Below are 26058 nucleotides of genomic sequence, written 5' to 3' on the forward strand. Positions count from 1 at the left end.
CTCGGCCAATACGATCGTCTCGTCCTCGCTCCCGCCATCGACCGCGATGATCTCCGCCGGCGGGGGATCGAGCGTGGCGAAATTCGCCGCGAGTGCGGGCAGGGCCGCAGCTTCGTTCAGCACCGGCACCACGATGGCGACACCCGCGCCCTTCACGGGATCAGCTCTGGCCACGCTGCCAGATCGTCGCCCGTGTCGATATCGGTCAGCTCTGGCAGGATATGAGGTTCGACCCCCAAGGCCTTCAAACGGCGTAGGGTTTCGGGGAACACTGCGGGCGTGCTCCACGCCATCTCGGTGAACAGATCGGGCATAGGCTCGGCCAGGCCGAGCAGCCAGTAGCCTCCGTCATCCGCCGGGCCGATCACTGCTGCATGGGTGGAAAGCGCGTTGCTCGCGTCGCGCAGCAGCTGGGCGGTCAAGCCGGGGCAGTCGCTGCCGATCATAATGCCCGGAGTTGGCACGCGGGCTAGTTTCTCACCCAAGTCGCCACCGCCCTGATCGCGCACGTCGATGTCTGCCCCCAGCCATTCGCGAAACCGGGCGGGCTCCGCTCCGGTGACCCGCAGGTGGAAGGGGAGGCCGCTTATCCGCGCCTCACGCACCGTCATTTCCAGCAACTTGCGGTAGAGGGCGGCTGCACCTTCGGCCCCCAGCGCCGGGATCAACCGCGTCTTGGCCTTGCCGGGTTCGGGCCAGCGGACGAAAATGGCGATTTCGGGGCTCATTATTGCCAGCATAGCGCTACCCTGCGGGTTTTCCTACACGAGCATGGCCCACGAGAGCCTGGCATCGGGTGCGCTCGATGGTCAGGTCAACTTACGCTCGTCTCGCCCGCGGATGCTTCCGGCTTTGCGGAATGTTTGGGTCGCCCGCCCAGCACCTTGCGCACGATAAGCACTGCTACCAGCCCGCCGATCACGTTCGCGGCGAGTTCTGCGGCGTAGATCGCATCGGAGTTCCACAAGGGTCGCAGCAGCCAGCCGAAGGGCAGCATGACAAGGAATACGCGCGCGCAGCTTTGTGCGAGAGCAAGGCTCGCCTTGTCGACCGCGTTGAGGATGCCGTTGCCCACGATCAGCAGGCCGAATCCGGCATAGCCCCATGCAGCGATCTCCAGATAGCGCGCGAACTGGCGCACGATGCGTGGCTCGTCGGTGAAGAAGCCCGCGAACCACTGCGCCGCCGCGACCAGCGCGACTGCAACGACCAGCCCGTAGACGATGCAGAACAGCCCTGCGCCCTGCGCCGCCTTGCGCGCCCGATCCGGCTGGTTGGCGCCCCAGTTCTGGCCGACGATGGCCCCGATCGAGCCGGACAGCGCGAGCAGCGGCACCACCGCAAAGCTCTGGAGCCGGCCGGCGGCACCGAAGGCGGCAACTGCGGCCTGCCCCTCCAGTGCAATCAACGCTGTCAGGACGGAGAGCCCGATAGGGTTGATCGCGTTGGAGAACGAAGCGGGGCCTGCAACCCGGACAATCGCCATCACCGGTTCGCGCGGGTTGTCGCATTCGCGGATCAGCGTCGGGCGGAACGGCAGGTGGGTTCGCCCGACCAGCACCACAGCCAGCATCACGGCAATCGCCCACCCGGCCAGCGTCGCCCATGCCGCGCCCGCGATACCCATGCCTTCGAACCCGAACGCCCCGATGATCAGGATCGGGTCGAGCACCCAGTTCACTGCCGCGTAGACGATGTTGATGAAGCTGCTCATGTTCGCTTCGCCCTGGCCGCGGAGCACGCCGTTAAAGCCCATGAGGATGAGGAGGAGCGGAAAGGCGAGGGCGAATGGCTCCATGTAGTCGCGGATCAGCGGCAGGAGGTGCTCGGGTGCATTCATCAGGCGGAACAGCGGTTCCTGGAGCAGCCAGAGCGCCACACCGAGGGTCACTCCGACGACAGCTGCGAACACGACACCCAGGTTGGCCCGCCGTCCTGCCTGGTCATGGTCGCCTGCGCCTAATGACCGCGCGACGACCGAGTTGATGCCCACCATCACGCCCACGCCCAGGCTGGTCAGCGCGACGGTGATCGGGAAGATGAAGCTGATCGCGGCCAGCGGGTCCGGCCCCAGCTGGCCGATGAAAAAGGCATCGATCAGGCTGATAGACATGATCGCGGCCACGCCGACGATCATCGGGAGGGTCTGCTTTACGAGATGGCCCGGAATGCTCCCGCGCGTCAGCTTGGCGTGTTGGCTCATTGCGCGGGGCGGTAGACCGAACCCGGCACAAGCTAAAGCGCCAAATCGGCATGCTTGTGTGCCAGCCCCCCGATGTTCTATCTTCGGTGGCAAATTGAAATCAAGGAGAGGCCGGGATGGCGACGCAGGCGAAGCTCGATTACGAATGTTCGAAGGAAGAATGGCAGGCGCGGCTCGACCTTGCTGCCTGCTACCGCATCTTCGACCTGCTCGGCTGGTCGGAGTCGATCTACAACCACATTTCGCTGGCGGTGCCGGGGGAAGAGGGCGCTTTCCTGATCAACCCCTTCGGCCTGCTTTACGAGGAGGTGACCGCATCCAACCTCGTCAAGATCGATGTCGAAGGCAATAACATCGGCGGTTCGCCCTACATGGTGAACAAGGCGGGCTTCACGCAGCACGCCCATTTCCACAAGCATCTGGGTGGCCGGGCAAACGCGATCTGCCATGTCCACACGACCGAGACGATGGCGGTGTGCAGCCATAAGGACGGCCTGCTCCCCACCAATTTCTACGCCTGCAACTTCATCAACCAGGTCGGCTACCACGATTTCGAGGGCGTGACGGTGCGGGCCGAGGAAGGCGACCGGCTGGTCGAAAATCTCGGCGACAAATCGATCCTGTTGCTGCGCAATCATGGACCCGTCGTGATGGGGCGGACGATCCCCGAAATGTTCGTGCAGATGTGGGCGCTGCAGCGCGCGTGCGAAATCCAGGTTGCGACGCTGAGCATGGGCGAGCCGACGCTGGTGGATGACGATGTGCTGGCCGTTCACCAGCGCGACCTCACGCAGATGACCAGCCAGGGCGGGGCTGGCCTGTTCGATTTCGAAGCGTGGAAGCGCAAGGCCACGCGGATCGACGACAGCTGGCAACAGTGACCGAACAAACCCCTGCCGAGGCGCGCCATTGCGGCAAGTGCGGCGGGCGTAGTGCCGAAGGTTTCGTGCTCGACATGGGATATGGGGAGTACAAGCCAGCGCGCTGGCACGAAGGGGCGCCTACTACTGGTTGGACCGGCAACGTGAAGTACAACAAGAAGGCGCTCAAGCCGCTGCGCGCCTTCCGGTGCGAGCGGTGCCATTTCGTCGAATTCTATGCGGATTAGGGTGTTGCGCCTGTGACGAGAATGACGGTGAACAACCGCCCGGTCCAATACCTGCTCGATCCGGAGACCCCGCTGCTGTGGGCCCTTCGCGATGCGAGCAACCTGACGGGCACGAAATACGGGTGCGGCACCGGCGATTGCGGCGCGTGCATGGTGCTGGTCGATGGGGTCGCGCTGCGTTCCTGCCTCGTCACCATTGCCGAAGCCGAAGGACGGCTCATCACGACGATCGAAGGGCTCTCGCGCGACCGATCGCATCCCGTACAGCAGGCGCTGGTGGCGGAACAGGCGATCCAGTGCGGCTTCTGCACGCCCGGAATAGCCATCGCCGCGGCGGCCTTGCTGGAAAGCAATCCGGCCCCTTCGCGCGAAGATATGAACGAGGCGATCCCCAATATCTGTCGCTGCGGGGTCTATCCGCGGCTGACGCGCGCGATCACCCGCGCGGCCGAATCGGCAAGCGGAGCAGCAGCCATCGAAGCCGCTCCACCGCCTTCTGTCTCGCCGGAAGAGGCGGCACGCGATGTACCGGCGCTGCGGCCTGAAGCGGCCCGGACCGAATAGAAAACTGGAGCCAAACGACGATGAAAGCCACCATCTGGCACAACCCGAAATGCGGAACGTCGCGCAAGACGCTCGCCATTCTGGAAAACCTCAGCAGTGTCGATCTGACCGTGGTCGAATATCTCAAAGACCCTCCGACCCGCGAGAAGCTGGCGGAGCTATACGGGTCTGCCGGGATCGCGCCCGCCGAGGGCCTGCGCCTGCGCGGCACCGATGCCGAAGATCGCGGCCTGCCGGACGCGGATGCCGACACGATCCTCGACGCGATGGTGGCGGATCCGATCCTGATCGAGCGCCCGCTGGTCGAGACAGAAAAAGGCGTGCGCCTGTGCCGCCCGCAGGACAAGGTTCTGGAAATACTTTAGATGCTCCCCTCCCTTGGGGGAGGGGTTGGGGGTGGGGGCTCGGCCCCAGCGACCTCGGTACACCCCCACCCAGCCTCCCCCTCTAGGGGGAGGAGAAGGGGAGCCCGCAAGCTTGCCGCTTAATCCTCGGCCCGCGCCATCAGCACTGTATCGCTATCGAGCCGCGTCCACCCGATTACCATCACCGCAATGCAAAAGCCGATGATCGCGGCAAAGCCCAGCCAGTCGCTATGGCCGTATAGCCATACGCCGAGAGCCGGCGCGTAGACGTAGCTCGCGCCGTTGATGCTTGCGACCTTGCCGGACACCTGCCCCTGCTCTGGTCGACTGACCGACAGGGACGCTCCGGCAGTGAAACCGGGGCGAAACAGGCCGAAACCCAGCGAGGCAATCGCAAAGCCCAGTGCGATGCCGTGCAATTCGGTCGCGGTGCCGAACACGACTGCGCCCACCACGCCCAACACCATCCCGGATAGCGTCGATATGCGCGGGCCAAGGTGCATCACCGGGATGAGGCCCCATTGTGCCAGCAGGGTCGCCACTGCGCCCATCATCAGCACGATGCTGACCGGGCCTGCACCGGCGGTCGGGTCATCGCGCAAGCCCAGCCTGTCGAGCACCAGGAAGCCTGCAATACCTAGCATCATCGCCTGTGCATGGCCTCCCAGAAGGCCGGAAAGCAGCCACGGGCGAATGCGAGGATCGGTCCACTTGAGGTCGGGCGCGAGCGATGCTTCGGCGGTCAGCTGCTGGCCCATTCTCGGTGGGGGAGCATCGTCCGCGTCCTCGTCCTCTTCATCGCTGGCATGGCGCCCGGCACCGCTGCCGCCATATGGCGCATCGAAGGCGAGACCACGCGCCTCGAAGCGCGGCTCATCGTTCGGCAGTCTCAGCCGCAATGCGATCAGCGCAGCGATACTGATTGCCGCAAAGGCAAAGAATGGACCCGTCAGCCCGGCGACCGGGAAGATCAGCAGCGGGGCGAGGGCAGGGCCGATCACCGTGCCGAGCCCGAAGCTCGACGAGATCAGCGAAAGCGCCTCGGTCCGCTTCTCGCGCGGGGTGCGGCTTGCGACATAGGCCTGCACGGCGGGGGGCGCGGCGGATCCCAGCAGCCCGAACAGCGAACGGCACAGGGCGAAGAGCAGCAGCGTGGCCAATGCGGGGATGAGCCCGGCAAGACCGATCCACAAGACAATGCCGCACAGGCACATCGAGAGCGCGAAGCCGAACAGGCCCAGCGCCATCATGGATTTGCGCCCCCGCCGGTCGGATCGCCGGGCCCAGAACGGAGCGAACAGCACCCACAGCAGTGCGGACCAGCTGTAGGCCAGGCTGATCCAGACATCGGCCACGCCCATTGCGGTTCCGATGGAGGGCATCACCGATTGCATCGCGGTGTTGCCCGCCGCGGTCACCAGCATGACGGTGAACAGCAGCGCGAGCCGCTCTCGCGAAATGCCCGAATGGGCGCCTTCGGGAATGGACCGGGTTACGGGTTCGGGAGCATCCGCCATCGCCCCGCGACGCTAGGCCGCGCGGCGATGACTGGCAATCGGTCCCGGTATTGTCCCGGGCGTTACTCGAAGGTTTCGCTCACCGCGTCGGTGTCCGGCCCTGCGAGTTGCCGGTGAACGGCGGCGAGAATGCCCAGCATCAGGACGATAACGACTGCATTGACGGCCGAATTGACGAGACCGGTGCCGACCATCATGATTTCCTGCCCCATCAGGCCGAAGACCAACATCACGATCAAGTTGATCACTCCGCTGACCACGATCAGGGCGATGAAAAGCAGCAGGTAGAATGCGAAAAGCCGAACCGAATTGCCCTTGGTCAGCCGCCAGGATCGTAGCAGGGCGGTGAACGGATTATAGACTTTTTCGATCGCGATAACTGGCGCAATAAGCGAAATCTTCACAGCTACGTAAACGAACACGACGAACAGCAAGATGCTCAGGATCACCGCCAGCGCGGTTATCTCGGTCGCGATGGCAATTCCCATCACGATGCCGCCGATGATGCCGAAGCCGATATAGAAGAGGAGTGTCGCAGCGATCGAGGTGAGGAAGCCGATCGCTCCCACCGCAATGGCCTGTCCAACAGTCGGGCGGTTGTCCGCACGCAGCAGCGCCAGCAGGGCCAACGTGCCGACTGTTTGTGCCACCATCAGAAGCAGCATGATCCACCAGATTTCTCCGTAGAACGCCATGATCTGATCGAACGCGGCGCTGGGATCTTCTGAATTGCTGTCTATCGCGAAGTTGTTTGCCTCGGGCATCAGCAACGCGAAGGCAAGATAGGGCAGAAAGAAGAACACACCTGCCACGGCCGCAACCACACCGAAATTGCCTTGGATCAGGCTGAGCGCTTCGGTCCATGCGCGATTCATATCGAGCTTCATTGTGATCCCCTCAAACTTGGCCACTTGATAAGCGCTCTGCCTTGCGCCACGCAAACGAAAATGCCCGGAATTGAACAGATCGAATGGCGCGTCGCCGCACAGCCGGTGCCCTATCGCGAGGCATTGGCGGCGATGGAGGCGCGCAATGTTGCGATCCAGGCGGGCGATGCGCGCGAACTGATCTGGCAGCTGGAGCACCCGCCGGTCTACACGGCGGGTACAAGTGCGGCTGCTGGCGAACTGCTCGATCCGCGGTTTGAGGTGATCGAAGCCGGGCGGGGAGGGCGCTACACCTATCACGGGCCCGGCCAGCGAGTGACCTACGTGCTGATCAACCTGCGAGAGCGCGGCAAGGACGTGCGGCGGTTCGTCCATGCGCTGGAGGGCTGGGTGGTGGACGCGCTGGCTGGGTATGGGGTCGAATGCTGGACCGTGCCCGAACGGGTCGGCATCTGGACCAATGAACCGGACGGGCGCGAGGCGAAGATCGGTGCGATCGGCGTACGCGTGCGCCGTTGGGTGACGATGCACGGTTTTGCGGTGAATCTCGCGCCCGATCTCTCCCACTTCACTGGCATCGTTCCGTGCGGGATCGATGAATTCGGTGTCACTAGCCTCGCCGACCTGGGGATCGATCTTGCGCCGGAGGCGTGGGATGAGGCATTGCGCGCCAGCGCCCCGGCCTTTCTCGATGCGCTTCAGATACAGGACGCCCGATGACCCGCCTTGCTCATGCCCTGCCTGCCCTTGCCCTGGTTCTTGTCGCCTGCGGAGACGAGAAACGGGCAACAAGCGACACCGATGAGGCTGCGGGCCCGCAGGGCGAAGTGCGCGGCGGCACGATCAGCGATGCAATGCTGCCGACCGCCGAGGTCAAATCGCAGTCCCCACGTCGCGGCGGGAACGGCAAATCGGGCAGCGATGATGCAAGCGGGGACGACGCCGAATAGCATCGCCCCGCTGCGGCATCATGCGGTTGCTGCTTCCTCTTCCAGCTTCGGATAGTCGATATAGCCTGCCGGGCCCGGCAGGTACCAGCTCTGGGGAACATTGACGTTTTCCGCCAGTGCGGCCCCCTTGGCGATGCGCGCGGGCAGGTCCGGGTTGGAGATGAAGGGCCGCCCGAAGCTGATTGCGTCGGCACGCCCGCTCTCGACATCCTGCGCCGCATCCTGCGGGCCGTAGTCGCTGTTGAGGATTAGCGGCCCTTTGTAGATGCTGCGGATATGAGCGTCCTGCTGGGGGACCTCGGTGCTACCAAAGGTACCCTCGGGGCCGGGCTGCCGCAATTCGAGGAAGGCGATGCCGCGATCCTGTGCGACCTGCGTCGCCGCACCAAAGGTCTCTGCCGGATCGGGATCGTCCGCGCCCTGGGTCTCGCCATTGGGTGACAGGCGCAGTCCCACGCGGTCCGCACCCCAGACGTCGATCAGCGCATCGAGGACTTCGCCCAGCAGGCGAGCGCGGTTTTGCGCCGATCCGCCATATTCATCCTCGCGCAGGTTGGTGCTGCGGCGCAGAAACTGGTCGATGAGGTAGCCATTCGCGCCATGCAGTTGCACGCCATCGAAGCCCGCTTCCTTCGCGTTCTCGGCAGCCTTGCGATAGTCTTCGACCACGCGCTTGATCTCATCGACGCCCAGCGCGCGCGCTTGCTCGTAGTCCTTCCGGCCGGTCGGCGTGTGCGCATGGCCGGGCGCGGTCGTGGCGCTGGCCGAGACGGGCGGTTCGCCGCCGAGGAAATCGGGGTGCACGATGCGCCCCATGTGCCACATCTGCAGGACGATCCGCCCGCCTTCCTCGTGCACACCATTAGTGATCGGCTTCCACGCTTCGGTCTGCTCTTCGCTCCAGATACCCGGCGCATTGGGCCAGCCGAGCCCTTCCACGCTGATCCCGGTCGCCTCGCTGATGATCAGCCCTGCGCTGGCACGCTGGCGGTAGTAGGTCTCCATCATCTCATTGGGCACGAAATTCGGCGGGGTTGCCCGCCCGCGTGTCAGCGGAGCCATCAGGATCCGGTTGGGCGCGGTGATCGCGCCGAGGCGCAGGGGCTGGAACAGGGCTTCGTGCATTTGGGTGCGTCTCCCGATTTTGGTTGACCCGAATTTGAAAAGCGCAGGTAGGGGCAGGCGATGACCACAGCAACCGACGCGCACGAAAGATCGCCTACACAGGGGCAAAGCAATCCTGCGGCCCAGCACCCCACGACGTGGCACTGGGCTGCGCTGATCGCAGGCAATATCGCACTCGCGCTGGGGCCGTGGTCGGTGCGGCTGGCGGATAGTGGCCCGGTTGCAGCCGGGTTCTGGCGGTTGGCGCTGGCATTGCCGCTGATCTGGCTGATTGCCAAGCGTGCCGGAGAGCCGGTGTTCGGCGTACCACGCCGTGTCGCCTGGCTCGTGGCTCTGGGGGCCATGGCTTTCGCATTCGATCTTGCCAGCTGGCATGTGGGGATCGAGCTGACCCGGCTCGGCAATTCGACGCTGTTCGGCAATGCGGGCAGCATCGTCCTGCTGTTCTGGGGTTTGGCCGTCGCCCGGACCATGCCCGCCCGCAGCGAGTGGATCGCGATCGTCCTCGCCTTGGGCGGATCGGCGATCCTCCTCGGTCGGAGCGCGGACATCAGCGCAAGCACGCTGATCGGCGACCTGTTCTGCATCGCGGCGGGGCTGCTCTATGCCGTCTACCTCTTGTGCCTGCAGGATGCGCGCAGGGCGCTGGGGAGCTGGAGCCTGCTGGCAAGAGTGTGCCTGGTGGCTGCGCCAGCGCTGTTGCTGGTGGCGCTAGGGAGGGGGGAGCCGGTATGGCCGACCGACTGGACGCCTCTGGTGGTGCTCGCACTGCTGAGCCAGGTCGTGGGGCAGGGCCTGCTGGTGTTCGCGCTACGGGCTTTCCCGCCGATGATTATCGGCCTCGCGCTTCTAACCCAGCCTGCCGTAGCCGCGCTGTATGGCTGGCTGGTTTTTGGCGAGGCGCTGGGGCCGCTCGATCTTGCCGGGATGGCAATGGTGGGCGCCGCACTAGCCGTTGCGAGGGCGCGGGCGCCGGCGCGATGATCGTCATCCGGGGTGGGTGCGCATCCGGCGCTGGAAGAGGGCGAAACGTGCTTCCACCTGGTCGAGATCGGGCCCGGCCAGATTGATACCGGCCTGTCGCATCAACTGGTCGGCTTGGTCGCGTATCACCTTCTGCCGCTCAGGGTCTTCGATGGTTGTCGCCGCCCCTTCCAGCGTTTCGAACATGACCGTCGCCGCTGCCGGGCTGGTCGCAACGGCGGAGCGGATCGATCCGAAGCCGCGTGTGACATAATGCTTGAAATCGTCTGCGAGCGGACGAAGCGGGCAGTCGTCATCGTCTTCGGTCTCGACCGGAGAGGTCAGCGTGCGTTGCCCCAGTTCGGCGGTTGCAGCTCCGATCCAGTGCAGCGCCGAAATAGCAGTGAATGGATCATTTATGCCCGGTGACAGTGCGCGCAGTCCGATCTCGACCAGTTCGTCGATCATGAAATGCAGGTCCTGCGTGGGAGTGCGCGCTTCACCCAGCGCGAGGCAATCGCGCACGTCATCGTCGCAACCATCATGCGGTTTTCCGGACCAGTATCCGATCGGGACCGAAGGGTGGACGAAATCGCCGGTCCGTACCGCCATTTGCAGTTCGGCACCGCTCGCGCGGGTGACCTTCAGCAATTGCTGCCAGTCGATCACCTGGATGTATCCCGAACCGGCTGCAAGCACGGGCTGGCCTTCCGGTTCGTCGCGTTCCACCCGTTCCTTCATGGGCGCTTCGAAATTCTGCCTGATCGCCCTGAGCAGTCTTCGCCCGATCCCTTCGAGCACGGCGTTGATGCGGATCGAGGAGGGGACGTGGTTCAGGAAATAGACCAGCACCATAACCGATATGGCCATCAGCACATAGGCGATCATCAGCGATAGCTGCGGTACGAAACCCTGCATGCCTCCGCTCTCCACCAGCATTCCGGCTTCTTCCGGCATACGAACGGAGCGCAGCACAGTGATCGCATAGACGAAGGTGCCGATGAACGTCGCCAGGCTCACCTGATTGCCGCGATCTTCCATGAAGTTTGTCAGCAGCCGGGGCCCATAGTTGCCGCTTGCGTAGGCGACGGCTGCGATCGTGATGGAGAAGACCGTCGATGCGACGCCGATCATCGACCCGGCTATGACGGACAGCATGTTGCTGGCCCCCTCTGGCCGTGCCGGTTCGAGCCAGTTCAGATTGCCAACCCAGTCGGTCAGTCCGCGGCGGTCCATCTCTATGGTTGTGGTGGCAAGCAGAAGCGCGAGAATCGCGAACAGGGCGGGGAAGAACCAGTAGCTCGCGTTGATGTCGCTCCAGTATTTGCGCAGCTTTGCCATCATCGTCGAACGGTGCCCCCGTGTTTCGGTGCCCGCATTAGGTTCTGCGCCTCGCTTTGTCTCGCGACGAAACGCAGATGCGCACATTATCCTTACCGCAATTGCACATGCCTGCGGTTCCTGCGAATAGCCATGCGCGTGGTGGAGACCGGTCGTTTTCCGCCTCTGAAAGGACGTTCATGGCTGCCCCCATTACCGACAATACGGTTATCGATGCCCCCATTGCGCAGGCCGATACTGCGATCACGAGTATCGAAAACCTCGTCACGCTGACGAGCCAGCAGTACCAGCTCGGCGCGTTGATCCTGATGGTCAGCTATGGTGCCTTCTTTGCCTTCATCCTGTTTTTCCTGATGAGCGCCCAGAGTCTCGCGCCGCGTTACCGGCTGGTGCCGATCCTCTCGGCCGTTGTGATGGCCAGCGCCGGACTGAGCCTGCTGCAGGAATTTTCGCTGTGGGAACGCAGCTACGCCTTCGTGGATGGCGTTTACCGCCCACAGGTTGAAAGCGAGATTTTCAGCAACGCCTATCGCTTCGGCAACTGGACGATCACGGTGCCGATCCTGCTGACCCAGCTGGCCATCGCGATGGGCCTGCGCCAGTCCGACGTACAGCGTCGCTCGTGGCGGATGGCGGTTCCCGGCGTGCTGATGATCTGGACCGGTCTTTACGGCCAGTTCGGCGCTGTGGGCGATTTCTCGCACCTCAACCTGTGGGGCGTGATCTCGTCGATTTTCTTCCTATGGCTGATCCTGGAAGTGCGCCAGACGCTGATCGCCGGGATGAACAATACGCCCGACATCCTGAAGCCGTGGCCCAACAACCTGTGGTGGTTTTTTCTCGCGACCTGGGGGCTGTATCCGCTCGCCTATGCGCTGCCGCAGTTGGGCACGACTGCCGAGATCGTCGTGGCACGCCAGGGCATCTACGCCTTGGCAGACATCATGACCAAGCTTGTGTTCGGCCTGATCCTTGCTCGCTTCGTGCTTCGTCGTAGCGCATTCGAAGGCTATATGCCGGCGGCCGATGCTATGGCGCCTGCGCCCGAAAAGCCCAACACCGGCGGGCCGGGCTTGCGTCGCGCGCCGTAGGTCATAAGAGAACAAATATCGGATCGTCTCCCTGACGATTCCATGAAGAAGGCCGGGGTGGTGGTTCGCCCCGGCCTTTTTTCGTTTTCGTCGGCGATCAGGTCAGTCGATCTTGCTGAGATCGCCTTGCCCAATCGTGCCGCTGGCCATTTCCAGCATTTTGTCGAGGCTCTGCTTGGCCTGGATGCGCAGGCCTTCCTCGATCTCGATCCGCGGCTCCAGATCGCGCAGCGCGGTGTAGAGCTTCTCCAGCGTGTTGAGCGCCATGTAAGGGCAGATATTGCAGTTGCAATTGCCGTCCGCGCCCGGCGCACCGATGAAGGTCTTGTCCGGCAGCGCCTTTTCCATCTGGTGGATGATGTGCGGCTCTGTCGCGACGATCAGCTTGTCGCCTTCGAAGGTTTCGGCGAATTGCAGGATGCCGCTGGTCGATCCGACATAGTCGGCATGATCGATGATCGCGGGCGGGCATTCGGGGTGCGCTGCAATCGGCGCGCCGGGGTGCTGGGCTTTCAGCTTGAGCAGCTCGGTTTCGCTGAAGGCCTCGTGCACGATGCACACGCCCGGCCAAAGCAGCATCTCGCGGTCGAACTTGCGGCTGAGATAGCCGCCCAGATGCCGGTCGGGCCCGAAGATTATCGGCTGGTCCTTCGGGATTTGCTGCAGGATCGTTTCCGCGCTGGAACTGGTCACGATCACGTCCGATAGCGCTTTCACCTCGGTCGAGCAGTTGATGTAGGTCAGTGCGATGTGATCGGGGTGCGCCTCGCGAAATGCCTTGAACTTTTCAGGCGGGCAGCTGTCTTCCAGCGAACAGCCCGCGTCCATATCGGGCAGCACCACGATTTTTTCGGGGCTGAGGATCTTCGCGGTGTCGGCCATGAACTTCACGCCGCAGAAGGCGATCACGTCGGCATCGGTTTCCGCCGCCATCTGCGAGAGTTGCAGGGAATCGCCTACGAAATCGGCAAGGTCCTGGATTTCCGGCTTCTGGTAGTAATGCGCCAGGATCACCGCGTTGCGCTCCTTGCGCAGGCGATCGATCTCGGCGAGCAGGTCTTCGCCGGTCGGCGGGCGTGTCTGGTCGGTCATTTCGGGTGCCCCGATTGTTCTTGTTGGCGCGCTTATAGACCGAATGGCCGGGCGGGCGAGTGTGTTCCGTGCAACATCCGATGCACGGCGTTCCATATTGCCGGCACAAGGGTTGAAACGCGTCCTGCGCCTCCGTCATAGTCGCGAGAAGGGGGGATGAGTTTTGGATAATCTATTCGCGGTTCTCAGGCAGTTCGATCTCGAAATCATCGTTGGCCTCGGGATGGCCTTCTTCACGATCGTCATGGCGCGCATCCAGATCGTGCGGACACGCCGGACGCGGACCAGCGATCTGTATGACGATTTCTACAACGCAGACCATTACCGGCGGGTCGTGCACCCCGTATTCTGTATCCATCGCAAGCTGGCCGCGCTGGAGGGACCGGCACGCGAGGAATATATCGAGGCAATCCTTGTGGGGTGGCAGGGAAAGGTCGAAGACCCGGTCGAAGCCTGGCACGCGCTGATCCCTGAAAAACATCGCAGTCTATCGGCGATGGAGCAGCATTTCTTCGTCGAGAGTTCGACCGAGAATTTTACCGAACACGAGGCGCTGACATCGTTCATGTATTTTTGGGTACGCGCCCATCGCATGATCATCACGCACCTGATAGACAAGAAGCTGTTCGCCGAACTGTTCTGCAATTCGTTCAAATATTACGACGACTTCCTGCACGAGCTGCGCACGCGAATTTGCGAAACCGGGGACCCGTCCGAGATACCGAGCTGGGTGCCGGCGACCGCCTATATCCAGAACCTGCTTGAGGACGCCGATTGCAAGTCACCACGGACACCATAGTCCTCGCCAATATCATAGGATTTCTCGGCTACCTCGTTTTTGCGCTGTCGCCGCTGGCCCGTGATAGAAGTCGATACCTCTGGTCGCATGCCGCGGCGATGGTGCCGATCGCAGCACATTATGTCCTGCTGGATGCGCTGTCGGGCGCCTTGCTGAGCCTGTCTTACCTCGCCGCCGATGCGGTGGCGCTGCGCTGGCCGGAGAGGAAGGCACCCCTCGTGCTGGTGGGAGCCGGCGCCACAATAGCCACCGCACTGGCATGGAGCGGCCCGGACGACCTCTTGGGCCTCGGCGGTACGCTGATTTTCATGGCATCGCGGTTCGCGCAGACCCACCTGACAACGCTGCTGGTCGCAGGGGCGAGCACCGTGCTTTGGGGCCTGTATGGCTGGACGCAGGGCTCGATCAGCCAGGTGATCTTCTCGGCGGCCTATGCGCTGTTCTGCCTCGTGCGGATGGCGATGATCCTCCGGACCCGCTGAAGCTGCCCGGGATCGCCCTAGATGGTGCCGGTCTTCGATTTCTCGATTGCGGTTGCGGGCTGCCTGCCCTCCAGCGCGCCGCCTGAATCGCCGTCGAAGCTGACGTCGACCGTGATGCCGCGATAGCCCGCAGCGGCCAGCGGTACGGCAATATTCTGCTGCACGGCCGAGCGGGCGGAATTGCGGGCAAGCTCCATCAGGGCAGGCCCGCGCGCGCTTTCCAGCGCCTCCCGCTCGGCAATTTGCGTGTTGTTGCGGCTGAGATCGTCCTCCGCATCGCGCGTGATCCAGATGCCTTCGCGCATGTACCTGGCGCGGGCCTCGTCGAGGTTGGGCTTGCTCAGTTCGAGCGCGGGGAGGCGCACGCCCATGGTTTGCGTTTCGGCATTCCACGACAGGCGTGAGCGATCCATCTTCGACAGGTCGACCGAATAGTCGACCCGGGCAGGGATGACCGCGACCTGGCGGCTTTTCAGCGCGCCGAAAAAGCGGCTGTCCTTGCTCGCCACCACCGGCGCGAATTCGGCGGTGAATACGACCAGCCGGTTCTGCTTCTCGAACGAGACCAGAGTGGTCCCGATCGGGTCGCCCATACGGTTCGGGCCGTATGTCCGCCAGCCGATCCATGCGATTGCGGCGATCAGCAGGATGACCAAAAACCACGGCAGGAATTGCGGTCTCGGCTTGCGCTGGACGTCGTCAGTCATTTCGGTTCGTCTCCATTACAGGGCGGCCCATCTATCCCCTGAACGCGTCACCAGCGAACGGTGTTCCAGATCGATCAGGTGCGCGTGGACCGATAACTGCGCCGCTTTTTCGAGCCGCGGGTCCAGCCCCTTGTACATGATGGGGATGAACTGGGGCAGACTCTTCGGGCTTTCGCGGAGGATCTTGAGGATCTGCCGCTCGCGCTGGCGGCGGTGGCCGATCATCGACCGGACCAGTTGCCGGGGTTTGGTGACCGGTGCTCCGTGCGCGGGATAATAGACGCTGTCCTCGCGATCATACAGCTTCTGCAAGCTGTCCAGATAATCGGCCATGTTGCCATCGGGCGGCACGATCACGCTGGTCGACCAGCCCATCACGTGATCGCCTGTGAACAGCGCACCGCTTTCTTCCAACGCGAAGCACAGATGGTTGGAGGTATGACCCGGCGTATGGACCGCGCGCAGCGTCCAGCCGTCGCCCGATACCGCCTCGCCATCCTCCAGCACGCGCTCTGGCTCGTAAGTCGTGTCGAAAGCTTCGTCTGCGCGTGGGCCATTGTCCGCGATCACCAGCTTGGCGCAGCCCATCACCGGGGCGCCGGTCCGTTCGGCGAGCGGCCCGGCACCGGGCGAATGGTCGCGGTGCGTGTGGGTACACAGGATGGTGCTGATCCGCGCTTCCCCGGCTGCGGCCATGATCGCGTCGAGGTGCTGTGCCTCGTCCGGCCCCGGATCGATCACCGCACGATCCGCGCCATTCCCGACCAGATAGGTCTGGGTGCCGGTATAGGTGTAGGGCGAAGGGTTGGGTGCGAGCACGCGCGTCACCAGCGGCTCGGCGTGTTCGGGCGTGCCTGTGGGCCACGGGCGGGGCGGAATATCGACCATCGCCTTGCATATGGGGCTGCCACTGGCGCATGTCACGTCGGACAGAACGAGAGAGGGCGGCTTTGAGCGACCAAATCCTGGTTATCGATGCGGGAACGACATCGACCCGTGCCATGCTGTTCGGGCGCGACGGAGCGGTCGCGGCTACCGCGCAGGCGGAGATTACGCAGCATTTCCCGCATCCCGGCTGGGTGGAGCACGACGCACAGGAAATCTGGCAGGCGACGCTCGATTGCGTGCGAAAGGTGCTGGGCGATCATGGAGCGGACCGGGTTGCCGCTATCGGGATTACCAACCAGCGCGAAACAGTGGTCGCGTGGGATCGTGAGACGCTGGAGCCGTTGGCGCGTGCGATAGTGTGGCAGGATCGACGTACCGCGCAGGCCTGTACCCAATTGCGCGATGCCGGGCACGAAGCGGATGTCCACCGGCAGACGGGCCTGCTGCTCGATCCCTATTTCTCCGCCACCAAAATGCGGTGGTTGCTCGACCATGTGCCCGAAGTCCGCGATGCGGCGTACACCGGACGGCTGGCGTTCGGAACGATCGAGAGCTGGCTGGTCGCCAAGCTTTCGGGCGGCGATCATATCAGCGATGCGAGCAATGCCAGCCGCACGCTGCTGCTCCCGCTGGGTGGGGCGGGGTTCAGCACAGATTTGTGCGACCTGTTCGGCGTTCCGTTCGAGGCTCTGCCACGCGTGGTCGATACGCACGGGATGCTGGCCGAGACGGCGCCGGACCTGCTCGGGCGCGCGATCCCGATTTGCGGGCTGGTGGGTGACCAACAGGCGGCGACCATCGGGCAGGGGTGCCTCAGCGAGGGCGAAACCAAGGCGACATACGGGACCGGCGCCTTCATCCTTGCCAACCATGGCTCGGACATCCCGCATTCGGAGCATCGCCTTCTCTCCACCGTCCTCACCCAGGTCGAAGGCAAGCGCACCTATGCCATTGAAGGGTCTGTTTTCGTCGCAGGCAGCCTGATCCAGTGGTTGCGCGATTCGCTGGGTCTCATCACTGATGCGGCTGAAACCGAAGCGCTTGCCCGGTCGATTGAGACCTCTGGCGAGGTGGTGATCGTGCCAGCACTGGCGGGGCTGGGCGCTCCGCACTGGCGGGCGGAGGCGCGTGGCGTCATCACCGGGCTCAGCTTCGCCAGCGGCAAGGCCCAGATCGTGCGCGCTGCCCTCGAATCAATGGCGTACCAGACGCATGACCTGGCGACAGCCTACGCCAATGATGGCGCGAAGTGGGAGTGCCTGAGGATCGATGGCGGGATGAGCGCGAACGACTGGCTGGCTCAGGACATTGCCGACATCCTGAACCTCCCCGTCGAACGGCCGCAATTCGTCGAAACCACCGCGCTTGGGGCAGCGGTCGCTGCGGCGACCGGCATCGGCTGGTTCGACGATCTCAAGTCGGCGAGCGAGGCCATGCGCGGCGAGGTGGACCGGTTCGAGCCGCAGATGGACGAGGCCGTGCGGTCCGAACGTCTGGCGCGCTGGGCCAAGGCTCTGGCAGCCGCCTGAACTACCCTTGCGCGTAAATCCGGTCGAGCCGCTGGTGGAGCGAGCCGATTGTGCGCGAGGCTGCGGCGCGTCGCGCGCGGTATTCGCGGTCGATCCGGGCAACGCGCGCATGCAGGCGCTGGGTCTCTGCGACCAGCGCCTGGGTCGGCAGGTCGAGCAGGTCCATCATTTCCGCTGCCGGGGCACGGTCGGGCGGCAAATGCGTATGCCTTTCCCACTGCTGTTCGCTCAATTGCCCGGCAAGGTAAGCGCGGTGATTGAGCAGCCACGCAAGCACGTGCATGATTCGCGTGGTCGTCTTCAACCCCTCGCACTCGAGCGCACGCCGAAGCGGCAGGTCGACCGGCATCAGATCGCTCACCGCCGGAGCGAACGCTGCCCGCACCTCATCGGCCAAAACATTGGCTTCACAGTACAATTCCTCGACGATGAACGCCGTAATGTCGGTCGTGCCCCTCATAGCGACTGTGATGCCTAAGCCATTCGCTTCATTGCGATAAGCCGCTTGCGCGAAGTGTCCCGGGAAGGGGCGGCGCGATCGGGAATGTGCATAGGTGGCAGTCGCACCTGTCGCCTGTCGGGCGCCCGTATTTTGAGTGTGGGCCATCGGCCTCCCACCTCCCCACCCGGCCACCAAGGGTACACCCACGATATGGTGGCCGGGTGGGGAGGTGGGCGGACGGCTGCCGCCGAACCAAAGGCTACGCAATGATATCGGGAATCAGCTCGTCCTCGATCACGGCAATCCGGTCGCGCAGTTGCAGCTTGCGCTTCTTGAGCCGGGCAATCTGTAGCTGGTCGGGTGAGTCCATCGCGGACAGGGCAGCAATCGCGGCGTCGAGATCGCGATGCTCGATCCGCAACTGTTCCAGGCGCTTGCGCAATTCCGCTTCGGTCACCTGACCCGTTCCTTGTGCACGACGAAAGCCATCCGATTCTCGGTCCGGCGCAGGATACGCCGCGTTAATCGCATCGCCTCATAACACCCCTTCGCAGGAATGCGATTCTGTGGTTTTATCTCTCTTGCGGTGGCCGACAGGCCGATGCCCCACGGCTAAAGCCCTGATCGACTTTCCGCGAGGCTCGCACCCCTAATTCTAGGGGGCGAGCGGCTTCGAAAAGAAGGAGAAGAGGCATATGAACGCTTCGCACATCACCGCCCTCAAAACCAAGCATGCCACGCTAGACGCGGCGATTGCCGAGGAAATGCGCAAGCCTGCGCCCGATGATGCGACCGTCCGTAGCCTCAAGAAGCAGAAGCTTCGTCTGAAAGAGGAACTGGCGAGCGGCTGACCTTGCCAGACACCTCCAGGACGCAAAGGCATTTCCCCTGCGCCGCGCAATAAGCTAGTCGCACTTGCATGAGTGCGACAGCAGCGGCGCGGCAAATCCTGACAGGCCTTCATGAGCTGATGGCGACGCGCCTTTCGGCGCAGGACAAGCTCGACCGCACGGTGCAGGTCGTGGGGGAGGCGCTGGATAGCGAAGTCTGCTCGATCTACCTGCTGCGGGGCGGGATGCTGGAGCTGTCCGCCACGCGCGGGCTCAACCAGTCCGCCGTGCACGTCACCCGCATGGCGGTGGGCGAGGGGCTGACCGGCACGTTGGTCGCCAATGGCGAAACGCTCAATCTCGCGCAGGCCAAGGCGCACCCGGACTTCCAGTATCGCCCCGAAACGGGGGAAGAGAAGTTCTCCAGCTTTGCCGGGGTGCCGATTGTCTATCGCGAGCGCCCGGTGGGTGCGCTCAATGTCCAGCATGTCGATCCGCGCCGCTACGAGGATGTCGAGATCGAAGCGCTGCAGACCACCGCCATGGTGCTGAGCGAGTTGATCGTGAACGCCGGGCTGATCGACGAGAGTTCTGCCGACGAGGCTGCGCCCGAACGGTCCGGTCCCGCACAGCTGACCGGCCTCACGCTGGTTGCCGGGCTCTCCAGCGGTACAGCGGTCTACCACCAGCCGCGCATCACCATCGACAAGGTGGTGGCCGAAGATACCGAGTTCGAACGCCAGCGCGTCTATCGCGCGTTCGAACGGATGCGCGAACAGATCGACCAGATGGCGCAGCAGGCCGAATTCGGTGCTGGCGGGGAAACCGACGAGGTCCTGAAAGCCTACAAGGCCTTCGCCTACGACGAAGGCTGGAGCCGTCGGATCAACGAGGCGATCGACGCCGGCCTGACCGCAGAAGCCGCGATCGAGCGCGTTCAGCAGCGCACCCGCATGCGGATGCGGGAGATCGACGATCCTCTGCTGGCCGACCGGATGCACGATCTGGAAGACCTTGCAAACCGCCTGTTGCGGATCGTTTCCGGGCAAAGCGGCACTGCGGCGCAGACGGGCCTTAAGGACGACGCGATCCTGATTGCGCGCAATCTCGGCCCGGCCGAGCTGCTCGAATACGACCGGCGGCGGCTGAAGGGCGTCGTGCTGGAGGAAGGCTCGCTCACGTCGCACGTCGTGATCGTGGCGCGCGCGATGGGCATTCCCGTGCTCGGGCGCGTGCGCGGTTTGCGCGGTGTCGTGGGCGAGGGCGATCACCTGCTGCTCGATGCCGATGCGGGGCTCGCCCATGTACGGGCGCAGCCCTCCGTCGTCGACGCTTTCGAAGCACGCTTCGCGAAATCGAAAGAGCGGCGCGCGGCTTACGCCGAACTGCGCGATGTCGAGCCGTTTACCCGCTGCGGTACGCGCATCCAGGTGATGATGAATGCGGGCCTGCGGGACGATCTGACCACCTTGTCGCTAGTCGGCGCGGACGGGATCGGGCTGTTCCGTACCGAGTTCCAGTTCCTCGTTTCCGCCACGCTGCCGCAACGCGAAAAGCAGACGCGGTTCTATCGCGACGTGCTCGAGGCGGCGGGCGACAAGCCGGTCGTTTTCCGCACGGTCGATATTGGTGGGGACAAGGCGGTGCCTTACCTTTCCAACGAAACCAGCCTTCAGGACGAGAACCCTGCGATGGGCTGGCGCGCCCTGCGACTGGCGCTGGAGCGCGAAGGCCTGTTCAAGGCGCAGGCACGCGCCCTGATCGAAGCTGCCGGAGGGCGCACCTTGCGCGTGATGTTCCCGATGGTGTCCGAGCCTTGGGAATTCGATGCCGCGCGGGCCGTGTTCGAGCAGCAGCAGGAATTCCTGCGATCGCACAAACGGATCATGCTGCCCGAAGCGATCGAATATGGCGCGATGATCGAGGTGCCATCGCTGGTCGAGGTGCTCGATCTGCTGGTGCCCAAGGTCACCTTCCTGTCGGTCGGCACCAATGACCTTACGCAGTTCCTGTTGGCCGCAGATCGTGCCAATCCCAAGCTTGCGGCGCGTTACGACTGGCTGAGCCCGTCGATCCTCCGGTTCCTGAAACGAATCGTGGACGCGACCACCGGGCACCAGGTCCGGCTGGGCCTGTGCGGCGAGATGGGCGGGCGGCGGCTGGAAGCGCTCGCCCTGCTGGGGCTTGGATACCGCCGCCTGTCGATCACGCCGGTTTCGGTCGGCCCAATCAAGGAACTGATCCGCCAGATCGACCTGGCGGAGGTCGGCGCGCTGATGAACCGACTGGTCGCGCAGCCGCCCGCTGACACACGCGCTGCAATCGCGGCGTGGGCGCAGGAACGCGGCATCGACGTCGATTAAACCTGCTGCACGTGCGAAAAAAGGCGCGAATTGAGCCATTGCGGGCGTTGGCTTCGCGGGCGAAGGCCGCTAGACCGGCAAAACCTGCAGCGGGGGCGCTAAGGATGGGTAATGGCTGACGACGAAGCCGGATTTGAAATTGACAGTTCCGAACCGACGGCCCCGGGCGAGCGGCTGCGTGCCGCGCGCGAGGCAAAAGGGATGTCGGTCGACGATGTGTGCGCGGCTACGCGCATTCCCAAACGCCACCTCGAAACGATCGAGGATGGCGATTTCGCGGTGCTGCCCGGGCGTACCTATGCCATCGGATTCTCGCGCAGCTATGCCAAGGCCGTTGGCCTCAATGACGAGGAAATCGTCAACGAGGTGCGCGAGCAGCTGGGCATCGAGGACCCGTCCGAACGCCTGCGCGACGGGACTATGCAGACGGAAGATCCGACCCGCTTGCCATCGCGCGGCCTCGTGTTCGGTTCGATTGTCGCGGTTTTGATCCTGCTGGCCGGTCTGTTCGCATTCTCGCGTGTGTTTTTCGACGCTGGCTCTGGTTCCGACACGCTGCTGGCCGCTCAGGACGAGCAGGATCTGCTTGCTCAGGACGAGCCTGCTATCGGAGGTCAGATCGTAGGCCAGGAAGACGCAGAGGGCCGCCCGGTCGTCTTCACCTCGACCGAAGACGGAATGTGGGTGAGATTCTACGACGGAGACGAATCGAACGTTCTGCTCGAAGCGCTGATGGAGCGGGGCGAATCCTACACGATCCCCGCCACGGCGCGCGATCCGCAGGTGCGTACGGGGCGCCCGGACGCCTTCACGATTACGGTCGGGGGCCAGAGCGTACCGCGCCTGGCAGAGGATGATACGGTCATCAGCGACGTTTCGGTCAGCGCAGATGCGTTGCTGGCACGTGGCGGTGGCCCGGCGGACGAGGTCGTCCCGACTGGCGATAATCCGGGTACGGCCCAGTAGATGTGCGTCGCGATGGTGGCAGTGGCTATGGTTCAGCCACGGTTCGTCGCCACCATGTCAGCGTCGCAGCATGAGTTTGAATACGAGGGAGACGATGACTTTGCCTAATTCCCCCGCGAAACCCCGCGCGGTCATGATCGCGGCGCTGGCTGCAATGCTGGCGACGTCCGGTGCGCCTGCCTTTGCTCAGGACAACGCCGATGCACGCATCCGCAAGCTGGAAGCCGAAATCCGCGCCTTGCAGCGGCGGGTCTTTCCGGGCGGTGACGGCCGCTATTTCGAGCCCGATATTTCTGCGCCCGCGAATGGCAGCTCCAGTGCCTCGCCGCAGACCACGGCTGTCACCGATATCCTCGCCCGGCTGGACGCGCTGGAATCCTCGATCCAGGCCCTGACGAGCCAGGTCGAAATGGCCAACAACACGCAGCGCGGGATGGAACAACGGCTGGCTGTGCTGGAAGGAACCAGCACAACTCGCACTGCGTCGAACGGGACGACTTCGATCCTGCCCAATGCGGGCAGCACGGCGACTCCGACTCCGACACCGCGCCCGGCAACCCCGGCACCCACGCCCGCACCCACCCCGAGCGCGGCCCCGAGTGCCGAACGCCTGGCCGCTGTGCGGGCAATCGCCAAACCGCAGACCGACGATGCGGGTGACGACGATTATTCCTACGGCTTCCGCCTGTGGGAGGCGAAGTTCTATCCCGAGGCGCAGCAGGCGCTCGCCGCGTTCGTAGAAAAGTATCCCGATCACTGGCGCACAACCTATGGCCGCAACCTGCTGGGCCGTGCCTTCCTCGATAATGGGCAGGCGCGCGAGGCCGCGCCGTGGTTCCTGCAGAACTATCAGGCAGATAACGACGCTGCACGCGCGCCCGACAGCCTGCTGTTCCTGGCCGAAGCGATGATCCAGCTGCAGGACACGGACCGGGCCTGCATCGCGCTGGCAGAGTTCAGCGAAACCTACCCGGCCATCGCTTCGGGCCGACTGAGCGACCAGTACGAGAGCAATCGCCGCAAGGTGAAGTGCAACTGATCGCATGATCGAGGAGGCGCTGATTGCGCGCGTCCGCGCCGATTGCTCACTCGATCCTGATTATGGGCCGCCGCTCGGCATAGCCGTCTCCGGCGGCCCAGATAGCCTCGCGCTGTTGTTGCTGGCCCATGCCGCGATGCCGGGCCAGATTCACGCCGCCACCGTCGATCACGGTTTGCGGCCCGAGAGTGCAGGCGAAGCGCAGTTCGTTGCAGAGGTCTGCAGCAAAATCGGCGTGCCGCATGCCATCCTTCCGGTAACCGTCGAGCCTGGCAACACGCAGGCGCAGGCGCGGGCGGCGCGATACGAGGCGCTTGGCACGTACTTCGTCCATAAGTGCGTGCTGGCCTTCGCGACTGCGCATCACGCCGACGACCAAGCCGAAACGCTGCTGATGCGGCTCAACCGGGGGAGCGGACTGGCGGGGCTTGCCGGAGTTCGACCCTGGTCGATATTCTTTCCCGAGGGGGCGGCCGCGGAGATGCTTTTGCTCCGGCCGTTGCTCGGCTGGCGACGCGCGGAACTCGCGCAGATCGTTGCCGATGCGGGGATCGTGCCGGTCCATGATCCTTCGAACACCGACGACACTTACGAACGCGCGCGGATGCGCAAGGCTATCGCAGATGCCGAATGGCTCGATCCTGCGGCGATGGCCCGGTCGGCCCGCTATCTGGCCGAGGCGGAGGAGGTCGTCGGGCGGGCGGTGCGGGACGTCGTGCAAGACTGCTGCACCTGGGAAGATGGCGGCTGTTACTTCCAATGGGGGCACGCGCGGCTGACCGAGATCGGTGCGGTGACGCATATCCTCGAACGGCTTGGCGCTCGCGATATCCGCAAGTCCGAAGTTGCGCGCATGATTGATCGCTTGCGCGCCAAGGAAAACGCCTCTCTCGGCGGGGTGTTGGGGCGCAGGATGATGTACCGAGTGTCCGACAGGCTCAGCAGGGATGTCATGCGGTTCGAAGCAGAGCCCGCGAGAAAAGCCTAGAGGATCGGCGACCCCATCTGGAGTGTTTCGCCGCGCGTGATGAGGACCTTGTCTCCCTTCGACGCGACCGCGAACACCTTTGCGGCAAATTCGTTCGGCATGCCGATGCAGCCATGGCTGGCATAGCCGTTTTCGACCTGCGAGCCGTGCAGCGCGATGCCGTCTGCGGTGAGGAACATCGAATAGGGCATCGGTGCGTTGTTGTACTTCTCCGACACGTTGTGGCGCATCTTGTAACGGATCGGGAAGGTGCCGAGCGGGGTAGGGTGCTCTTGCGTGCCGAGCAGCACAGCCGCTGCACCGATCTCGTACCCGCCGCGGAAGACCGAGATCACCCGTGCGTCCAGGTCGACCGTCATCACGATCTTGCCGGGCGGCACGCCGTCGGTGTCCCAGTGCCATTCGCCATAGCGGATGGGGCCGGTGATCGGCAGCACGCGCTTGACCACCATGGGCTCGGCGCGGCCCGGTGCAGAGCGCGAGGCCGAGCGGTTGCGTGCATCGTAGACTGTTTCGCCATCGCGGCTTGCGCCGGATCGGCGCGTGGTGGCGGTTTGCGCAGCGCTTTCGCCCTGAGACGCGCTTTCCTCGGCATCGGCATTGACGATTTCGTCGGTCGTCGCAGCGCCATCCCCGCCTTCCGCATCGCCGGCGTCGGCGTCTTCTGGCGCAGGCGTGCCCTCGACGAATTTCGCCGGGTCGATCGGGATCGCGTCCTCGATATCGGGTGCGATCGCCACTTCCTCGGTAGCCGGGCTGTTGTTGCCATAGAGCATGCGCGCGCCAATCGACGCGCCGCCGAACAGCAGCACGGTGGCGAGCGTTGCTCCGCCGATCCAGATGAGTGCCTTGGTCATAGTCATGCCGTTTGCCTCGCGCGCGCGCAGAATCACAGCGAGTCGAAAGGCTGCGTCTCTGCAGGAGACGTCATAGCGGGCAAAGGTTAACGCGAGGCGGAATGCGCCCACTGCGGGCTAGTCGCGGGTGACCTGCACGGTCTTCTCACACAATTTCACCATGCCGAAACTGGTCAGGAAACTGACATCGGCGGCGTCTCGTCCGACCCCGATCTTCACGATCTCGTCGGGCGTGGCCATGCCGGTGGCATCGACCAGTTGCCACGTGCCGCCGCCGGGCGTTGCCGGATCGTTGAGGAACACTTCCGCGACCGCGTGGAAATCCTGCGGGGTCACGTCCGGCGCGAAACATGCGACATATCGCGCCGGGATCGCGCTCGCTCGCGCCATCGTGATCAGAATATGCGCAAAGTCCCGACAGATGCCGCGCCGCTCGACAAAGCTGTCCAACGCTGTCGTCTCCGGCGTGGATGCGCCCGGAGCATAGGTGAACTTGTGCGCAATCCAGTCATGGATGGCTGCGATCCGCGCTCCCCCGGATGTGCCAGCAAATTCGCTTTCGACGATGCTCTGGAACTTGTCGGCCAGACAGTACCGGGAATCGAACAGGTATTTGACCGGCGCGGCTGGCAATTCGTGCGGCTGCAAATGCTCAAGCGTGCCGAGTTTGGCCAGTTGGCGCTCTACCTGCACGCGCGCGCTGTGCTGCACCTCGAAGCGACCCTGCGCGCGGACGAGGATGCGTTCCCCGATTTCTTCCTGCGCCGGAATGCGTGCGCAATGCGCGGCGTCTGTCAGATCGCTGTGGCAGTCGAGGATCTGCTGTTCGGGGATATTCGCGGCCTCGAACTGAAGCATGCAATCGGTCGGGCGATCGCACTCGAAGGCAAAGCTGGTCTGGATGCTGATTGTCATGACTGATCAACGCAGGGCATGCGATCGGTGCCCGAAGGCGCGAGAAT

General features: G+C 63.9%; 29 protein-coding genes. 16 read left to right on the forward strand and 13 right to left on the reverse strand.

All coding sequences use genetic code 11. The features are described from left to right. Positions 1–152 precede the first annotated feature (152 nt). Positions 153–728, reverse strand: a complete 576-nt coding sequence (locus tag ACEQXE_RS09635; protein WP_370182722.1) for a TIGR04282 family arsenosugar biosynthesis glycosyltransferase — start codon at positions 726–728, stop codon at positions 153–155. Positions 729–814: 86 nt separating this feature from the next. Continuing rightward, entirely contained in the window at positions 815–2203 is a 1389-nt protein-coding gene (locus ACEQXE_RS09640; RefSeq protein ID WP_370178818.1) for an MATE family efflux transporter, read from the reverse strand. 116 nt (positions 2204–2319) lie between these two features. Between ACEQXE_RS09640 and ACEQXE_RS09645 the strand changes: the two genes are divergently transcribed. Genes ACEQXE_RS09645 through ACEQXE_RS09660 form a run of 4 tightly spaced genes read left to right on the forward strand, consistent with a single transcriptional unit; the run spans position 2320 to position 4240 of the window. Further along, positions 2320–3084, forward strand: a complete 765-nt coding sequence (locus ACEQXE_RS09645) for a class II aldolase/adducin family protein (RefSeq protein WP_370178820.1) — start codon at positions 2320–2322, stop codon at positions 3082–3084. Then, a complete protein-coding gene (locus ACEQXE_RS09650) occupies positions 3081–3311 on the forward strand; it encodes a hypothetical protein (protein WP_370178821.1) in 231 nt (76 codons plus the stop codon). The genes ACEQXE_RS09645 and ACEQXE_RS09650 overlap by 4 nt, the downstream gene beginning before the upstream one ends. Positions 3312–3323: 12 nt before the next feature. Then, entirely contained in the window at positions 3324–3875 is a 552-nt protein-coding gene (locus tag ACEQXE_RS09655; protein WP_370178822.1) for a (2Fe-2S)-binding protein, read from the forward strand. Positions 3876–3895: 20 nt separating this feature from the next. After that, entirely contained in the window at positions 3896–4240 is a 345-nt protein-coding gene (locus ACEQXE_RS09660) for an arsenate reductase family protein (protein ID WP_370178823.1), read from the forward strand. A gap of 119 nt (positions 4241–4359) precedes the next feature. Here ACEQXE_RS09660 and ACEQXE_RS09665 read toward each other — a convergent pair whose 3' ends face one another. Further along, positions 4360–5757 carry an MFS transporter gene (locus ACEQXE_RS09665; protein WP_370178825.1) on the reverse strand — a complete coding sequence of 466 codons (1398 nt, stop codon included), beginning with the start codon at positions 5755–5757 and terminating at the stop codon, positions 4360–4362. Between the two features lie 62 nt (positions 5758–5819). Continuing rightward, entirely contained in the window at positions 5820–6644 is an 825-nt protein-coding gene (locus tag ACEQXE_RS09670; protein ID WP_370178827.1) for a hypothetical protein, read from the reverse strand. 60 nt (positions 6645–6704) lie between these two features. Here ACEQXE_RS09670 and lipB point away from each other — a divergent pair, with 60 nt between their 5' ends. Both lipB and ACEQXE_RS09680 read left to right on the forward strand, forming a co-directional pair. Continuing rightward, positions 6705–7364, forward strand: coding sequence for a lipoyl(octanoyl) transferase LipB (lipB, locus tag ACEQXE_RS09675; protein ID WP_370178829.1), 660 nt, complete (start codon positions 6705–6707; stop codon positions 7362–7364). Further along, positions 7361–7594: a hypothetical protein gene (locus ACEQXE_RS09680; protein WP_370178831.1), complete on the forward strand. Its 234-nt coding sequence runs from the start codon at positions 7361–7363 to the stop codon at positions 7592–7594. Before lipB ends, ACEQXE_RS09680 begins: the two co-directional genes overlap by 4 nt. Before the next feature lie 18 nt (positions 7595–7612). On the opposite strand, the gene ACEQXE_RS09685 is transcribed toward ACEQXE_RS09680, so the two are convergent. Beyond that, positions 7613–8719, reverse strand: coding sequence for an alkene reductase (locus ACEQXE_RS09685; protein ID WP_370178833.1), 1107 nt, complete (start codon positions 8717–8719; stop codon positions 7613–7615). 60 nt (positions 8720–8779) lie between these two features. On the opposite strand from ACEQXE_RS09685, the gene ACEQXE_RS09690 reads away from it, so the two are divergent. Further along, complete coding sequence (locus ACEQXE_RS09690) at positions 8780–9703, forward strand: DMT family transporter (protein WP_370178834.1); 924 nt, start codon at positions 8780–8782, stop codon at positions 9701–9703. Between the two features lie 3 nt (positions 9704–9706). Here ACEQXE_RS09690 and ACEQXE_RS09695 read toward each other — a convergent pair whose 3' ends face one another. After that, entirely contained in the window at positions 9707–11026 is a 1320-nt protein-coding gene (locus ACEQXE_RS09695) for a DUF2254 domain-containing protein (RefSeq protein WP_370178836.1), read from the reverse strand. Between the two features lie 176 nt (positions 11027–11202). Here ACEQXE_RS09695 and ACEQXE_RS09700 point away from each other — a divergent pair, with 176 nt between their 5' ends. Further along, entirely contained in the window at positions 11203–12114 is a 912-nt protein-coding gene (locus ACEQXE_RS09700) for a bacteriorhodopsin (protein WP_370178838.1), read from the forward strand. A 102-nt stretch (positions 12115–12216) separates the two neighbouring features. Here ACEQXE_RS09700 and nadA read toward each other — a convergent pair whose 3' ends face one another. Next, positions 12217–13206: a quinolinate synthase NadA gene (gene nadA, locus ACEQXE_RS09705; RefSeq protein WP_370178840.1), complete on the reverse strand. Its 990-nt coding sequence runs from the start codon at positions 13204–13206 to the stop codon at positions 12217–12219. A gap of 163 nt (positions 13207–13369) precedes the next feature. Between nadA and ACEQXE_RS09710 the strand changes: the two genes are divergently transcribed. Beyond that, on the forward strand, positions 13370–14005 hold the full coding sequence (locus ACEQXE_RS09710; RefSeq protein WP_370178843.1) for a hypothetical protein: 636 nt from the start codon (positions 13370–13372) through the stop codon (positions 14003–14005). Further along, positions 13981–14487, forward strand: a complete 507-nt coding sequence (locus ACEQXE_RS09715; RefSeq protein WP_370178845.1) for a YgjV family protein — start codon at positions 13981–13983, stop codon at positions 14485–14487. The genes ACEQXE_RS09710 and ACEQXE_RS09715 overlap by 25 nt, the downstream gene beginning before the upstream one ends. Positions 14488–14504: 17 nt before the next feature. On the opposite strand, the gene ACEQXE_RS09720 is transcribed toward ACEQXE_RS09715, so the two are convergent. Together ACEQXE_RS09720 and ACEQXE_RS09725 are read right to left on the reverse strand one after the other, a co-directional pair. Beyond that, positions 14505–15194 (reverse strand): DUF4230 domain-containing protein, encoded by a 690-nt coding sequence (locus ACEQXE_RS09720; RefSeq protein ID WP_370178847.1) that lies wholly within the window; start codon positions 15192–15194, stop codon positions 14505–14507. A 15-nt stretch (positions 15195–15209) separates the two neighbouring features. Then, on the reverse strand, positions 15210–16082 hold the full coding sequence (locus tag ACEQXE_RS09725) for an MBL fold metallo-hydrolase (RefSeq protein ID WP_370178849.1): 873 nt from the start codon (positions 16080–16082) through the stop codon (positions 15210–15212). 62 nt (positions 16083–16144) lie between these two features. On the opposite strand from ACEQXE_RS09725, the gene glpK reads away from it, so the two are divergent. Beyond that, complete coding sequence (gene glpK, locus ACEQXE_RS09730) at positions 16145–17611, forward strand: glycerol kinase GlpK (protein WP_370178850.1); 1467 nt, start codon at positions 16145–16147, stop codon at positions 17609–17611. Position 17612: 1 nt separating this feature from the next. Here the strand turns inward: glpK and ACEQXE_RS09735 are convergent, their stop codons facing one another. Continuing rightward, positions 17613–18071, reverse strand: a complete 459-nt coding sequence (locus tag ACEQXE_RS09735; RefSeq protein ID WP_370178852.1) for a DUF1465 family protein — start codon at positions 18069–18071, stop codon at positions 17613–17615. Positions 18072–18312: 241 nt separating this feature from the next. Then, a complete protein-coding gene (locus ACEQXE_RS09740) occupies positions 18313–18510 on the reverse strand; it encodes a YdcH family protein (protein WP_370178855.1) in 198 nt (65 codons plus the stop codon). A 238-nt stretch (positions 18511–18748) separates the two neighbouring features. Here ACEQXE_RS09740 and ACEQXE_RS09745 point away from each other — a divergent pair, with 238 nt between their 5' ends. From ACEQXE_RS09745 to tilS, 5 genes are all read left to right on the forward strand, one after another. Then, on the forward strand, positions 18749–18904 hold the full coding sequence (locus tag ACEQXE_RS09745) for a YdcH family protein (RefSeq protein ID WP_370178857.1): 156 nt from the start codon (positions 18749–18751) through the stop codon (positions 18902–18904). A gap of 68 nt (positions 18905–18972) precedes the next feature. Beyond that, a complete protein-coding gene (ptsP, locus tag ACEQXE_RS09750; protein WP_370178859.1) occupies positions 18973–21246 on the forward strand; it encodes a phosphoenolpyruvate--protein phosphotransferase in 2274 nt (757 codons plus the stop codon). 111 nt (positions 21247–21357) lie between these two features. Then, the gene (locus ACEQXE_RS09755; RefSeq protein WP_370178861.1) at positions 21358–22212 is read left to right on the forward strand and encodes a RodZ domain-containing protein; all 855 of its coding nucleotides are present in this window, start codon (positions 21358–21360) and stop codon (positions 22210–22212) included. A gap of 94 nt (positions 22213–22306) precedes the next feature. Next, a complete protein-coding gene (locus ACEQXE_RS09760) occupies positions 22307–23251 on the forward strand; it encodes a tetratricopeptide repeat protein (protein ID WP_370178863.1) in 945 nt (314 codons plus the stop codon). A 4-nt stretch (positions 23252–23255) separates the two neighbouring features. Beyond that, entirely contained in the window at positions 23256–24239 is a 984-nt protein-coding gene (tilS, locus tag ACEQXE_RS09765) for a tRNA lysidine(34) synthetase TilS (RefSeq protein ID WP_370178865.1), read from the forward strand. Here tilS and ACEQXE_RS09770 read toward each other — a convergent pair. After that, the gene (locus ACEQXE_RS09770; RefSeq protein WP_370184407.1) at positions 24236–25102 is read right to left on the reverse strand and encodes a L,D-transpeptidase family protein; all 867 of its coding nucleotides are present in this window, start codon (positions 25100–25102) and stop codon (positions 24236–24238) included. The genes tilS and ACEQXE_RS09770 overlap by 4 nt on opposite strands. A 111-nt stretch (positions 25103–25213) precedes the next feature. Beyond that, complete coding sequence (locus tag ACEQXE_RS09775; protein WP_370178870.1) at positions 25214–26011, reverse strand: transglutaminase family protein; 798 nt, start codon at positions 26009–26011, stop codon at positions 25214–25216. Positions 26012–26058: the final 47 nt, after the last annotated feature.

It is taken from the genome of Alteriqipengyuania sp. (assembly GCF_964222115.1).
Lineage (GTDB): Bacteria > Pseudomonadota > Alphaproteobacteria > Sphingomonadales > Sphingomonadaceae > Alteriqipengyuania.

Excerpts from the sequence above, each read along its gene's own strand:
- ACEQXE_RS09635 (WP_370182722.1), bottom strand. The coding sequence starts at position 728 with ATGAGCCCCGAAATCGCCATTTTCGTCCGCTGGCCCGAACCCGGCAAG.
- ACEQXE_RS09640 (WP_370178818.1), bottom strand. The coding sequence starts at position 2,203 with ATGAGCCAACACGCCAAGCTGACGCGCGGGAGCATTCCGGGCCATCTC.
- ACEQXE_RS09645 (WP_370178820.1), top strand. The coding sequence starts at position 2,320 with ATGGCGACGCAGGCGAAGCTCGATTACGAATGTTCGAAGGAAGAATGG.
- ACEQXE_RS09660 (WP_370178823.1), top strand. The coding sequence starts at position 3,896 with ATGAAAGCCACCATCTGGCACAACCCGAAATGCGGAACGTCGCGCAAG.
- ACEQXE_RS09665 (WP_370178825.1), bottom strand. The coding sequence starts at position 5,757 with ATGGCGGATGCTCCCGAACCCGTAACCCGGTCCATTCCCGAAGGCGCC.
- ACEQXE_RS09670 (WP_370178827.1), bottom strand. The coding sequence starts at position 6,644 with ATGAAGCTCGATATGAATCGCGCATGGACCGAAGCGCTCAGCCTGATC.
- lipB (WP_370178829.1), top strand. The coding sequence starts at position 6,705 with ATGCCCGGAATTGAACAGATCGAATGGCGCGTCGCCGCACAGCCGGTG.
- ACEQXE_RS09680 (WP_370178831.1), top strand. The coding sequence starts at position 7,361 with ATGACCCGCCTTGCTCATGCCCTGCCTGCCCTTGCCCTGGTTCTTGTC.
- ACEQXE_RS09685 (WP_370178833.1), bottom strand. The coding sequence starts at position 8,719 with ATGCACGAAGCCCTGTTCCAGCCCCTGCGCCTCGGCGCGATCACCGCG.
- ACEQXE_RS09690 (WP_370178834.1), top strand. The coding sequence starts at position 8,780 with ATGACCACAGCAACCGACGCGCACGAAAGATCGCCTACACAGGGGCAA.
- ACEQXE_RS09695 (WP_370178836.1), bottom strand. The coding sequence starts at position 11,026 with ATGATGGCAAAGCTGCGCAAATACTGGAGCGACATCAACGCGAGCTAC.
- ACEQXE_RS09700 (WP_370178838.1), top strand. The coding sequence starts at position 11,203 with ATGGCTGCCCCCATTACCGACAATACGGTTATCGATGCCCCCATTGCG.
- nadA (WP_370178840.1), bottom strand. The coding sequence starts at position 13,206 with ATGACCGACCAGACACGCCCGCCGACCGGCGAAGACCTGCTCGCCGAG.
- ACEQXE_RS09720 (WP_370178847.1), bottom strand. The coding sequence starts at position 15,194 with ATGACTGACGACGTCCAGCGCAAGCCGAGACCGCAATTCCTGCCGTGG.
- ACEQXE_RS09725 (WP_370178849.1), bottom strand. The coding sequence starts at position 16,082 with ATGGTCGATATTCCGCCCCGCCCGTGGCCCACAGGCACGCCCGAACAC.
- ACEQXE_RS09735 (WP_370178852.1), bottom strand. The coding sequence starts at position 18,071 with ATGAGGGGCACGACCGACATTACGGCGTTCATCGTCGAGGAATTGTAC.
- ACEQXE_RS09745 (WP_370178857.1), top strand. The coding sequence starts at position 18,749 with ATGAACGCTTCGCACATCACCGCCCTCAAAACCAAGCATGCCACGCTA.
- ptsP (WP_370178859.1), top strand. The coding sequence starts at position 18,973 with ATGAGTGCGACAGCAGCGGCGCGGCAAATCCTGACAGGCCTTCATGAG.
- ACEQXE_RS09755 (WP_370178861.1), top strand. The coding sequence starts at position 21,358 with ATGGCTGACGACGAAGCCGGATTTGAAATTGACAGTTCCGAACCGACG.
- ACEQXE_RS09760 (WP_370178863.1), top strand. The coding sequence starts at position 22,307 with ATGACTTTGCCTAATTCCCCCGCGAAACCCCGCGCGGTCATGATCGCG.
- tilS (WP_370178865.1), top strand. The coding sequence starts at position 23,256 with ATGATCGAGGAGGCGCTGATTGCGCGCGTCCGCGCCGATTGCTCACTC.
- ACEQXE_RS09770 (WP_370184407.1), bottom strand. The coding sequence starts at position 25,102 with ATGACTATGACCAAGGCACTCATCTGGATCGGCGGAGCAACGCTCGCC.
- ACEQXE_RS09775 (WP_370178870.1), bottom strand. The coding sequence starts at position 26,011 with ATGACAATCAGCATCCAGACCAGCTTTGCCTTCGAGTGCGATCGCCCG.